Genomic DNA, 11,591 nt, shown 5'->3' with positions numbered 1-11,591 from the left:
GGGGGCCGTCGGACGGGCGGCCCCCCTCTCCCGCGTGTCCCGCCTCAGACGTCCCGCAGGTAGGCCAGCACCGCCAGCACCCGGCGGTTGCCGTCGTCCGGGGAGAACCCCAGCTTGGTGAAGATGTTGCCGATGTGCTTGGCCACCGCGCCCTCGCTCAGGTGGAGTTCGTCGCGGATCATCGCGTTGGAGTGCCCCGCGGCCATCAGGGCCAGCACCTCCGACTCGCGGGCCGAGAGCAGCTGGGTACGGGTGCTGCGGTCCCGCTCGGTCAGCAGGTGGCGGACGACCTGGGGGTCGATGACGATGCCGCCGGCCGCCACCGACCCGATCGCCGCCACGAACTCGCTCAGCTCCCCGATACGGTCCTTGAGCAGGTAACCCAGTCCGCCCCGGGTCACCCCGGGCGTGCTCCCGTCGAGCGAGAACAGCTCCTTGGCGTACGCCTTGGCGACGTACTGGGAGATGACCAGGACGGGCAGGTCCGGGTGGTCCTGGCGGAGCCGCAGGGCGGCCCGCAGGCCGTCGTCGCCGTGGCCGGGCGGCATCTGGACGTCGGTGATGACCAGGTCGGGCCGGCACTCCTCGACGGCGGTGACGAGGGCGTCCGCGTCGGCCACCGAACGCACCACCTCGTGGCCGAACTTGGTCAGCAGCTCCTCGATACCGGCGCGCACCAGCGCGGAGTCTTCGGCGAGGACTATGCGGAGCGCGGGCACGGGACCTCCAGAGTGAGGGCGGTCGGACCGCCCGGGGGACTGGACAGGGCGAGTCTCCCACCGACCACCTCGGCCCGGTCGGCAAGCCCCTGGAGGCCGCTGCCGGCCTTGAGCGCGGCGCCTCCCACCCCGTCGTCGCGGACCGTGACCTCCAGCCCCGCTTCCGAACGGCGACCGCGGACCACGGCGTTCCGGGCTCCGCTGTGCTTGGCGACGTTGGTCAGCGCCTCGCTGACCACGAAGTACGCGGCGGCCTCGATCTGGCGCGGCAACCGCTCGGGCAGTTCCAGCTCGACCCGGACCGGCACCGGACAGCGCACCGCCGCCTCCGAGACGGCGGCGGCCAGCCCCCGGTCGGTGAGCACCTGCGGATAGATGCCGTGCACCAGGTCGCGGAGTTCGGTCAGGGCGTCCTTCGCCTCGCCGCGCGCCCGGGAGACCAGCTCCGCGCCACGCCGTACCGCCTGCGGGCTCTCCTGCTGCCCGGTGCCCTTCAGCTCCAGCTCGGCCAGGCCCAGCGTCATCACCAGGGCCACCAGGCGCTGCTGCGCGCCGTCGTGCAGGTCCCGCTGGATGCGGTGCCGCTCGGTCTCGAAGGCGTCCGCCAGCCGCGCCCTGGACCGGGTCAGCTCGACCACCCGCGCGTCCCGGTCCGGCTCGTCCTCGCGGGCCGCGGGGTGCAGCAGGAGACGGGCCAGCCGCGCCTGGAGCGCCGCCACCGCGCCGAAGCCGTAGAGGGCGACGGGCACCGCCGGGACGGCGATCGCGGTGAGGATCAGCGCCTCCGGCTGCCCCGAGCGGTACGCCGCCCAGGGCGGCACCACCAGCGTCGCGGCGAGCAGGACCGCCAGCATGAGCAAGGCCAGGTCGATCAGGAGGAAAAGGGTGGCGAGGAGCACCGCGTACCCGAACTCCCGCCAGGTGGAGGGCTCCCGGAGCCGCACGGTGAGCCAGGACTGGAGCCCCGGCTCCTCGACGGGGACGTGCGGGGAGGGGATGGCGGGCGTGCCCGGCTCCTCGATCAGCCGCAGCCTGCGGCGCTCGATCTCCGCGAGGGGAAGGCTGAACAGGACGGAGCCGACGAGCATCGCCACCCCGACCCCGATCACCGAGAGCAGCAGGCCCAGCCCGATCAGCACGCCGAGCACCAGCAGGGTGACCGCCCCGAGCCCCGCCCCGGAGAGCAGATACAGGAGCGCCCGCCAGGGCGCGGCGGAACTGAGGTAGCTCAGCGGCGGCTGCGTCGTCGGGCGTCTGACGTGCGGGGTGCTCACCCCACCACCCTAGGTACCCGGGTGCGCGGCGGGTGCCGGAAACCAGGGAATCCCCCGTCGGCGACGGCGCCCCCCACCTGCTCCGCACCGGGAGCGCCCGAACCGCTCCCGGCCCCCTCGACACCCTCCACGAGAAGCACGGCCACGGCGCAGGAATCTCCGGACCCGCCGCGAGACAGGCCACCCACGCACCGCCCCGGCACCGGTCGTCCTCGTGCCGGTCGGACGGAGGGCGGGGCGGCACGGCGGCACGCGGACCGTCCGCTCACGCCTGCCGCTCCCGGGTCCCGCCGCGCGACACGCCGGCCCCGGCGGAGAGACCGAGGCCGGGCAGACCCCGGACACCGGGCGATGTCTCACGTGAGACATCGCCCGAGTCGGGGGCGTACGGCTCCGCGGGGCCGACGAGGCCCGAGGTCATTTCAGGTGGACCGGGAGCGAGTCCACGCCGTAGACGATCGACAGCTTGCGGAACTCCAGGTCCTGGGGCTCGACGGCGAGGCGGAGTGCGGGGAAGCGCTCGACCAGGAGGGGGAAGGCGGCGCGCAGTTCCATGCGGCCGAGTTCGGCGCCGACGCAGCGGTGGATGCCGTAGCCGAAGGCCAGGTGCGAGGAGGCCGGCGGGCGGGAGGGGTCGAAGGCGTCCATGTCGGGCCCGAGCCGCTTGTCGCGGTCGGCGGCGCTCAGGGAGACGATGACGATGTCCCCGGGCGAGATGGTCTTGCCGCCGATCACCGTGGCCTCGCGGGCGAAGCGCGGGAAGGCGGTCTGCACGACGGTGAGGTGACGGAGCAGTTCGTCGACGAACGGGGTGGCGACGGCGGCCGGGTCCTCGGCCTCCCGGATCGCCGTGAAGTGCGTGTGGTCCTGGAGCATGATCAGGGTGCCCAGCGCCAACATGCTGGCCGTGGTCTCCAGGCCGCCCGTCAGGACGCCGTCGGCGAGGCCGGTCAGCTCCTCGTCGGTGACGTCGTCGCCGTGCTCCCGGATGATCATGCCGAGGAGACCGTCACCGGGCTCGCGCCGCTGCTGCTCGATGACGCCGCGCAGGTACTCGCGGGACTGCGAGATGGCACCGAAGGAGGCTCCGAGGCCGCCGAGCACGTCGAAGCGGGCCACCGAGAACTGCTGGAAGGCGTCGCGCTCCCCGTAGGGGACACCGAGGAGTTCGCAGATGACGAGGGCCGGGACGGGCAGGGCGAAGTGCTCGACCAGGTCGACCCGGCCGTCCGCGTCGGCGGCCGCGGCGAGCGCGTCGAGCCGCTCCTCGATGATCGAGTGGATCAGCGGGGTGAGCCGCGTCAGGCGCCGCATCGTGAACTCGGGGGTGAGCAGGCGGCGCAGCCGGGTGTGGTCCGGCGGGTCGGCGAAACCGAGGCCGCCCGGCTCGTGGTGTTCGGCGACGCCGTTGGTGCCGACGAGGTGGGCGAAGTCGTTGCTGAAGGCGCGAGCGTCGCCCAGCACCTCCTTGGCCTCGTCGTAGCCGGTGACCAGCCAGACCGGGACGGCGGGGACGGGCAGCCTGCTGACGGGCTCGCGGTCGCGCAGGGCACCGATCTCGGGGACCGGGTCGAGGCCGTCGCGCCGCAGCGGCAGCAGGGCCGGTTCGGGGAGTTTGGAGAGGGCGCTCAGATCGAGTGAGGTGCCCTTGCGGCGCAGGCGGCTGAGGTAGCGGCGGGTGAGCCAGGTGGCTATGGAGGAACGGGCGGTGCGTACGGTGCGTATGGGCGTGGCTATGGGCATGACAGGTGCTCGCATCTGTGAAGTGTGGCGGACAGGTGGACGGCGCCGTTCCCTCGTCCGACGGCCGGACCCCGATGGGGAGTACGCCGACGGGCGTGGTGGCGGTTCCGGCCGGTGGTCTCTGACGGGAGACCGGCCGGAGCCCGCCATGACTCCGGCACCCCTGTCCCGGGGCCGGGTCCGCGCGGCTGGAGGCCACGCGGTGGGAGGGGTGGACGGGTGAGCGCTGCGGGCCAGGTGGCAGCGAGCGGTGGCCGTGGCCGGGCGCTGCGTCCCGGCGCGACGCTGGTGGCGTACGGGCCGGGGCGGCGGGTGGGGGTGGGCCGGGTCAGGGCGGCTGCTTCGGTACGGGTGGGGTCCTCCGGATCGTGCGGTGGCGGGCGGATCGGCATGACAGCCGGGGCGCGGTCGGCGTCCCGACGTCTCAGACGACGTGAGGGGCCGGGTGGTTGAGCGGTTGATGATGACATGACCCTCGGAAGGCGGGTACAGGGAGTACCGGCCAGTCCGCTTTGCGGAGGTCTGCGTCCGCGGGCGGGACGGTGGGCCCACCGCACGGAGCACCCAGTCCCCCGCCGGCCGCCCCGGCCCGTCACGCCCCGCAGCAGCCACCCCCGGCCGCCGGGTCCGCCTCCGCCTGGGCCGCCGGTGAACCCTGCTCCGGCCGGGTCGCCCCCGTCCCGACGGCGCACCGCCCGGAGCCGGCGTCAGCGGCGTCACGCTCCCGGCCACGCGGGGCCTCCCGTGCTGACGCACCCCGGCCCTCGCCGAGGTCCGGTACGACCGGCTGGGCTCCGGCAGCGGGGGCACGGTCACCCGAAGACCGCCACGCGCGCCTTCACCGCCGGCGGGACGACTCCGCACTCACCGTCGCCGTCCCCTCGCCGCCGCCGTCGCCGTCCCCTCGCCGCCGCCGTCACCATCCCCTCGCCGCCGCCGGCGCCGCCTCGGGTCCAGGTGCCCGCCGGGGGGGCGTCGGCCCGTTCATCGAGATGCCCGCCCTCGCCGTGCCCGCCCGGCACCGCCTTTCGCGGCCGGCCCCTGGCGGGCCCGGCCGGGCGGGACGGTCCGCCGTAGGCCGCCTCCGGGAGGCCGGTGAGCGGCGCGTGCGGGAACTCGCCGCCGAGCCGGGCGTGACCGTGGCCGGGCCGGTCCTGACGCCTACCTCCCCGCCTCCCCCGGCACGAAGTGCTGGTCGGCGAAGGCCACCGCCGCCTCGACGGCGTCGGCACCGAGCCCCCAGTACGCCCCGGCCGCGTCGCCCCACGCCCGGTGGCTGAGCCGGGCCCAGGCGCGGGACTCCGGGCCGCCGGTCCAGGCGGCCCGGTCGAAGGGTGCGTCCGAGACGACGTGGTCGAGGGCGAGCAGGGCGGTGTCCCAGCCCGCGCCGACGCCGATCGGGCCGACCGGGCCCTGTTCGCGCACCAGGGCGTCGACGGTGGCGGCGGCCGAGGTGTGCTCCAGTTCGAGGGCGGTGCTGCGGCCGGGGGCGTCGGTGAGGCGCACCTCGATCTCGGTCACCGAGTCGGGGCCGTACTCCCAGGTGACCTTGACCAGGTTCGGGGACTCGCAGCGCAGCACCTCGCCCGTGGCCAGGCCCTGGACCTCGTAGCGGTCGCCCGGGTGCAGGTCGCCGGTGACGGGGGCGAGCCAGCGGGCGATCAGCTCCGGGTCGGTGCAGGCGGCCCAGACGTCCATGACAGGCGCCTCGTAGGCGCGACGCAGCAGCACCGACCTGCCGTCGCCCGCACGGAACGGCAGGTCCCCGATCTCCCGGTGCACGGCGGCGATCCGGTCGTGCATGTCGATCTCGCTCACGGTTCTCCCTCGCTCGTCGGGCGCGCCCCGCCACCGCACGGCGGGGGGTCCTCCTCACGCCTACCCCGCGACACGCGGGAACCGGGGGACGCCGGTTACCAACGGGACGCCACGTCGTTGAGTGAATCAGCCCATCACCGGCATTTCCCCCACGACTTGAGGAGTACCCGCCATGACCACCGCCGAAGGCACCGACCGCCGGACTCTGCTGAGGACCGGCGTGGCCGGGCTCGCCGCCCTGGCGGCCGGAGCCGTCCTCACCCCCGCGGCGCGGGCCGCCGGGGACGACCGCGACCTGCCGATGTCGCCGCTGGCCCTCTGGCTGCGCGGCGCCCCCGCCTTCGTGCGGGACGGGCGGCTCTTCACCGACCTGACCGGTGACCGGGACCCCGAGCGGTGGGTACTGACGGCCCAGCCCCAGCACGGCCCGGACATGTTCACGATCGAGCGGTCCGACCGCTCCGGCGTCGGCCTGGTCGTCCCCGAGGACGAGGGCGAGCCGGTCGCCGTCCGGCCGCTGCTCGTCATGCCGTCGTACCCGCCCCACTACCCGCCGAACGAGCTGTTCCGGATCACCCCGGCCGACCCGGCGCGCCGCGCCTACCTGGTCACCTCGGCCCTGTCGGACGACGCTCCGCGCCACCTCGCCCGCTCCCGGGTCGAGGACCTGTCGCTGCGCCCGAAGCCGGTCTTCGCCCGTCGCGCGCTCGACGGCGAGCAGCCGGAGCCGGTCGAGGTCCGGTTCGCCTGAGGCTCCGGCCCGGACCCGCGAACGGCGGCGGGGCCGCGGGCACCGTGTCCGGTCCCCGCGGCCCCGCCGCGCGTGCGCCCGCCGTCCGACCGGACGGCGCGGCCGGTCAGACGAAGGAGTTGATCTGGATGGTCTCGGTCCGGCCGGGACCGACGCCGATCGCGGAGACCGGCGCGCCCGACATCTCCTCCAGCGCCTTCACGTACGCCTGCGCGTTCTTCGGCAGGTCGGCGAAGGTCTGGGCCTTGGTGATGTCCTCGGACCAGCCCGGCAGGTACTCGTAGACGGGCTTCGCGTGGTGGAAGTCCGACTGGTTGTACGGCAGCTCCTCGACGCGCTTCCCGTCGATCTCGTACGCCACGCAGACCGGGATGCGCTCCCAGCCGGTGAGGACGTCGAGCTTGGTGAGGAAGAAGTCGGTGAGGCCGTTGACCCGGGTCGCGTACCGGGCGATGACCGCGTCGAACCAGCCGCAGCGGCGGTCGCGGCCGGTGGTCACACCACGCTCCCCGCCGATCTCGCGCAGCGCCTCGCCGTCCGCGTCGAACAGCTCGGTCGGGAAGGGGCCCGCGCCGACCCGCGTCGTGTACGCCTTGAGGATGCCGATGACCCGGCTGATCTTCGTCGGCCCCACCCCGGCACCCGTGCAGGCGCCGCCCGCGGTCGGGTTGGAGGAGGTGACGAAGGGATACGTGCCGTGGTCCACGTCGAGCAACGTGCCCTGGCCGCCCTCGAAGAGGACGACCTTGTCCTCGTCCAGCGCCTGGTTGAGGATGAGCGTGGTGTCCGCGACGTACGGGCGGATCGCGTCCGCGTGGACCAGCATCTCCTCGACGATCCGCTCGGCCTCGACGGCCCGGCGGTTGTAGACCTTGGAGAGCAGCTGGTTCTTGACCTCCAGCGCCGCCTCGACCTTCTGGAGCAGGATCGACTCGTCGTAGAGGTCCTGGACGCGGATGCCCGTCCGGTTGATCTTGTCGGCGTAGGTCGGGCCGATGCCGCGCCCGGTCGTCCCGATCCGGCGCTTGCCGAGGAATCGTTCCGACACCTTGTCCATGATGACGTTGTACGGCGTGATCAGGTGGGCGTTACCGCTGATCAGCAGCTTGGAGGTGTCGACGCCGCGCTCGTTCAGCCCGCTCAGCTCGGAGAGCAGGACCGACGGGTCGACGACGACACCGTTTCCGATGACGGGCACGCACCCAGGGGAGAGGATCCCGGAAGGGAGCAGATGCAGCGCGTACTTCTGGTCGCCTACGACGACCGTGTGGCCGGCGTTGTTGCCGCCCTGGTAGCGCACCACGTAGTCCACTGAGCCACCGAGCAGATCGGTGGCCTTTCCCTTGCCTTCGTCACCCCACTGAGCACCGAGCAGCACGAGTGCGGGCACAGGCGTACACCCCTTCCGGGCGGGGCATGTCCAAGGTTCAGGGCGCACACGCGTACGCGTACACGCCGACCGCCGTTGGCCGAGAACCGTCGGACCGCATGCCCCGAAATAGACGAAGCCCCTGGCGCAAGAGCGCAAGGGGCCTTTGCACCAAGATGCTACCCGAGGAAGGACCGAGGTGTCGGCTCGAGAGCCCGCCACGACCACCACGCCGTCGCTGCTGGTCATCGTGGACCCCACTGCCCGCCGCCTCGACGGGGAATCCGTCCGCATCGCGAAGGACGTGCTCAGCGCCGGCGCCCCGGTCAAACTCTGCCTCCCCGAGAGCCCTCGGGAGTACGCCCGCGCGCTGGCCCGGCGCGGTTCGCGGCGCCCGGTGCTGATCGGCGACGACCGCTCCTTGGTCCGCGCCGTCACCCAGCTCCACCTTCAACGGGAGCTGGCCGAGGCCGACCTCGCCATGGTGCCGGTCGGCCCGGGCGGCGCCCTGCGCCTCGCCCGCCACCTCGGGGTGCCCGCCTCCGCCGTGGCGGCGGCCCGCGCGGTGCTGGACGGGCAGCCGCGCCGCCTCGACCTGCTGGTCGACGACAGCGACGGCGTGGTCCTCGGCGAGCTGCACGTCCCGGCGCCGCCGCGCCCGGCGGGCCGGGTCCCCTGGCTGCGCCGGTCCGCCGCCGTCCGCACCGGGCCCATACCCCTGCGGGTCGAGGCGGACGGGCGGATCGTCGCCGACCTCGACCGCCCGGTCCACTCGGTCACCCTGGCCCCCGGCTCCGACGGGAGCGTACGCGCCGAGGTGCGCGCCGCCGCCCGGGACGACGCGCCCTCCCCCGGCGTGACCCACGCCGGGGTGGTGACGGTCTCCGGGCCCGACTTCCACTACAAGGCCGACGGGCGAACGCTCGGCCCGGTCCGCACCCGCACCTGGCGGGTGCGGGGAACGGCCTGGTCGCTGGTGCTGCCCTGAGGCGGGAGCCGCCTGACGACGCGTACGCCCGTGGCCGGGCCGGTCTCAGCGACCGAGGTGGCGCCGAAGGCGTCGCCCTTCCCGTCGGTGCCGCCGAGGCCCGGGCCTGGCTGGCCATCCGGTGCCGCCGACGACCGCCTCGGCGTACCCGTCGCCGTCGACGTCTTGAGGGAGGGCCGGGACGGCGCGGGCGGGTGCCGCCGTCGCCGCCGGGCCGAGGGACGGCACACCGCCCGCGGTCAGAGCCGGCACCAGGGCGGTGGTAGGGGTCCTCTCCGCACGGGAACCTCCAGCGGCCGGTCGGCACGGGCGGGCCCCGGGCCCGGCGCGTCCCGTCCCGGCGCCGCGACGGGATCGACCGGCCGTGGAGCGCGCCGGTTGTACGGCGTGGGCGGAGGATCGCCCTCCGCCCACGCCGGGATTCCGCTGCGAGGTCACGCGCGCCGGGTCAGCGGAGTCCGCCCGGGGAGGGGGTGACCAGCCCGGCCTCGTAGGCGAAGACGGCGGCCTGGGTGCGGTCGCGCAGGGAGAGCTTCACCAGGATCCGCGAGACGTGCGTCTTCACCGTCGACTCGGCGACGAAGAGGCGGTCGGCGATCTCCGCGTTGGACAGCCCCTGCGCGATCCGCACCAGCACCTCCGTCTCCCGCTCGGTCAACTCCCCGAACTGGCCCGGGCCCGGCGCCTGCGGCCGCTCGGCGAGCCGGGAGAACTCCGTGATCAGGCGGCGGGTGACGCCCGGGGCGAGCAGTGCGTCGCCGCTGGCCACCACCCGCACCCCCTCGGCCAGTTGCCGCGCCGAGGCGTCCTTGAGGAGGAAGCCGGAGGCGCCGGCGCGCAGCGCCTGGTAGACGTACTCGTCCAGGTCGAAGGTGGTGAGGATGAGGACCCGGGCGGCCGCGTCGGCGGCGACGATCTCCCGGGTGGCCTCGATGCCGCTCAGCTCCGGCATACGGATGTCCATCAGCACCACGTCCGGGTCGAGCGCGGCCACCTGCCGGACCGCCTCCCGGCCGTCGACGGCCTCGCCGACCACCTCGATGTCCGGCATGGCGCCGAGCAGCACGGAGAACCCCTCCCGCACCATCATCTGGTCGTCGGCGATCAGCACCCGGACAGGGCGGGCCCCGGTCAACGCTCCTCCTCCTTCTTGACGAGGCTGAGCGGCGTGGTCGGCGCCTCGGCCGCCGGCGTCTCGGTGGTCCTCGCGACGTCGGGGGTCCGGGGAAGGGTGGTGATCCTGGTGGTGTCGGTGGCCCCGGCCACGTCCGGGGTGTCGGCCGGGGCGGGCGGCCGGGGCGCGTCGGAGGCGGGGGACGGGTCGGCGGGGGCCGCCTCCTCCGGGGGCGGCAAGGGTGCCGGGAGGAAGGCGGAGACCTCGAAGCCACCGGCCTCGTCAGGGCCCGCGTGCAGTTCGCCGCCGAGCACGGCGGCCCGCTCGCGCATCCCCGTCAGGCCGTGGCCCGCGCCGGGCGAGGGATCGGCGGGGCGCTCCGGCGCGTCGTTGACGACGCGCAGCCCGAGCCCGACCGGCACGTACGCCAGCTCGACCCGCGCGCTCGCCCCCGGCGCGTGCCGCAACACGTTGCTCAGCGCCTCCTGCACCATCCGGTACGCGGACAGCTCCACCCCCTGCGGCAGCTCCCGCCGCCGCCCGGTCACCAGCTTCTCCACCGCTACGCCCGCCTCCCGGACACCGTCGAGCAGCCGGTCCAGGTCGGCCAGGACGGGCTGGGGGGCGTCGGGGGCCTCGTAGTCGTCGGCGCGGACCACACCGAGGACCCGGCGCAGCTCGGTCAGGGCCGCCACCGCGTTCTCCCGGATCGCGGCGAAGGCGTCGGCCAGCTCCTGCGGCGGGTCCTCCACCCGGTACGGGGCCGCCTCCGCCTGGATCGCGACGACCGACATGTGGTGCGCGACCACGTCGTGCAGCTCCCGGGCGATGGTGGTGCGCTCCTCCAGCCGCACGGCGCGGGTCCGCTCGGCGGCCGTCGCCGAGCGCTCGGCGCTCACCTCCCGGTGCGCCTCGCGGACCGTCTCCCGGGCGGTCCGGCGGAAGTGCCAGATGCTGACCGCGCAGAGGACGAGCCCGAGGAGGAACAGCAGGGGGACCACATTGCTGGAGCCGAACCCGATCAGCCCGCGCACGAAGAGCGAGAACCCGGCGGTGACCAGCCACATCCACAAGGCCGCCCGCGGCCCCTGCCAGGCGGCGGCCACCGCCGCCACCAGCAGCGTGACCAGGTACGAGGACGGGTTGAACGGGATCTCGTCGCCGTACCCCATGAGCACCGAGGCGACACAGCCGACCGGCAGCGAGAGCCACCAGGCGGCCACCGGCCGGGTCGCCGCCAGCACCGCGGGAGAGACCGCGACCAGCCCGATCACCGCCCGCTCGGGGAGCGACACGTAGTACCCGGCGGTGAGGCCGACCAGGAAGGCGAAGACGACGGCGCCGAACACGACCAGGTGGAGCGCGCGGGAGACGAGGAACCTCACCCCCGGCAGCCGCGTCGTCTCGCTGTCGGAGACCGGCAGCTCCGGCAGCGGCCGGTAGGCCCAGGCCCCGCGCAGCAGATCGTCGCGGAACCCGCGCAGCCCTGCGCTGATGAACTGGGCCTCCGGGCCCTTCCGTATCCCGGACGGGCGAGGTGGCGGTGGCGAGGTGAAGCCCGTGCTCTGCGTCATGCCACCACGGTAGGCACCACCACCCGTCCCCCACGTCCGCTTGACTACGGATTCCGCGGGGTCCGCCTTGAGGGGGAGGGAGGCGTGCGGGGGAGGGAGCCCGGCAGCCGCCGTCGTGCCCCTCCTCGGTGAGAGCGACGGCCGCGCCGGCACCCGGTGCCTCGGGACAGCCCCCGCCGTGGCCGGGTCACGCGTCGACGCCCGCGCCCGCCGCCTCCGCTCCCAGCGGTTCGGCGGCGCT

The 11,591-nt window shown here is 74.6% G+C and carries 9 protein-coding genes; 2 read left to right on the top strand and 7 right to left on the bottom strand.

Translation table 11 applies throughout. The features are described 5' to 3' along the window. Nucleotides 1–44: 44 nt before the first annotated feature. From Sdia_RS05825 to Sdia_RS05810, 4 genes are all read right to left on the bottom strand, one after another. Nucleotides 45–719, bottom strand: coding sequence for a response regulator transcription factor (locus tag Sdia_RS05825; RefSeq protein WP_202854056.1), 675 nt, complete (start codon nucleotides 717–719; stop codon nucleotides 45–47). Next, nucleotides 701–1,993 (bottom strand): sensor histidine kinase, encoded by a 1,293-nt coding sequence (locus Sdia_RS05820; RefSeq protein ID WP_189500090.1) that lies wholly within the window; start codon nucleotides 1,991–1,993, stop codon nucleotides 701–703. The genes Sdia_RS05825 and Sdia_RS05820 overlap by 19 nt, the downstream gene beginning before the upstream one ends. A gap of 417 nt (nucleotides 1,994–2,410) precedes the next feature. Then, nucleotides 2,411–3,736 carry a cytochrome P450 gene (locus Sdia_RS05815; protein WP_115068898.1) on the bottom strand — a complete coding sequence of 442 codons (1,326 nt, stop codon included), beginning with the start codon at nucleotides 3,734–3,736 and terminating at the stop codon, nucleotides 2,411–2,413. A 1,161-nt stretch (nucleotides 3,737–4,897) separates the two neighbouring features. Beyond that, nucleotides 4,898–5,554, bottom strand: a complete 657-nt coding sequence (locus Sdia_RS05810) for an SRPBCC family protein (RefSeq protein ID WP_100455267.1) — start codon at nucleotides 5,552–5,554, stop codon at nucleotides 4,898–4,900. A 172-nt stretch (nucleotides 5,555–5,726) separates the two neighbouring features. Here Sdia_RS05810 and Sdia_RS05805 point away from each other — a divergent pair, with 172 nt between their 5' ends. After that, complete coding sequence (locus Sdia_RS05805; RefSeq protein WP_115068900.1) at nucleotides 5,727–6,305, top strand: I66 family serine proteinase inhibitor; 579 nt, start codon at nucleotides 5,727–5,729, stop codon at nucleotides 6,303–6,305. 106 nt (nucleotides 6,306–6,411) lie between these two features. Here the strand turns inward: Sdia_RS05805 and Sdia_RS05800 are convergent, their stop codons facing one another. Next, nucleotides 6,412–7,695 (bottom strand): adenylosuccinate synthase, encoded by a 1,284-nt coding sequence (locus Sdia_RS05800; protein WP_100455265.1) that lies wholly within the window; start codon nucleotides 7,693–7,695, stop codon nucleotides 6,412–6,414. A 178-nt stretch (nucleotides 7,696–7,873) separates the two neighbouring features. Here Sdia_RS05800 and Sdia_RS05795 point away from each other — a divergent pair, with 178 nt between their 5' ends. Beyond that, nucleotides 7,874–8,662, top strand: coding sequence for a diacylglycerol kinase (locus Sdia_RS05795; protein WP_124287399.1), 789 nt, complete (start codon nucleotides 7,874–7,876; stop codon nucleotides 8,660–8,662). A gap of 448 nt (nucleotides 8,663–9,110) precedes the next feature. Here the strand turns inward: Sdia_RS05795 and Sdia_RS05790 are convergent, their stop codons facing one another. Together Sdia_RS05790 and Sdia_RS05785 are read right to left on the bottom strand one after the other, a co-directional pair. Beyond that, nucleotides 9,111–9,797, bottom strand: coding sequence for a response regulator (locus Sdia_RS05790; protein ID WP_100455263.1), 687 nt, complete (start codon nucleotides 9,795–9,797; stop codon nucleotides 9,111–9,113). Beyond that, a complete protein-coding gene (locus Sdia_RS05785; protein ID WP_100455262.1) occupies nucleotides 9,794–11,350 on the bottom strand; it encodes a sensor histidine kinase in 1,557 nt (518 codons plus the stop codon). Before Sdia_RS05785 ends, Sdia_RS05790 begins: the two co-directional genes overlap by 4 nt. Nucleotides 11,351–11,591: the final 241 nt, after the last annotated feature.

It is taken from the genome of Streptomyces diastaticus subsp. diastaticus (assembly GCF_011170125.1).
Lineage (GTDB): Bacteria > Actinomycetota > Actinomycetes > Streptomycetales > Streptomycetaceae > Streptomyces > Streptomyces diastaticus.
Note: the sequence above shows the minus strand (reverse complement) of the source record. Positions and strands in the feature narration are given on the sequence as shown.

Bases quoted from the DNA above. Each gene is read 5' to 3' on its own strand.
- Sdia_RS05815 (WP_115068898.1), bottom strand. From the start codon at position 3,736: ATGCCCATAGCCACGCCCATACGCACCGTACGCACCGCCCGTTCCTCC.
- Sdia_RS05805 (WP_115068900.1), top strand. From the start codon at position 5,727: ATGACCACCGCCGAAGGCACCGACCGCCGGACTCTGCTGAGGACCGGC.
- Sdia_RS05785 (WP_100455262.1), bottom strand. From the start codon at position 11,350: ATGACGCAGAGCACGGGCTTCACCTCGCCACCGCCACCTCGCCCGTCC.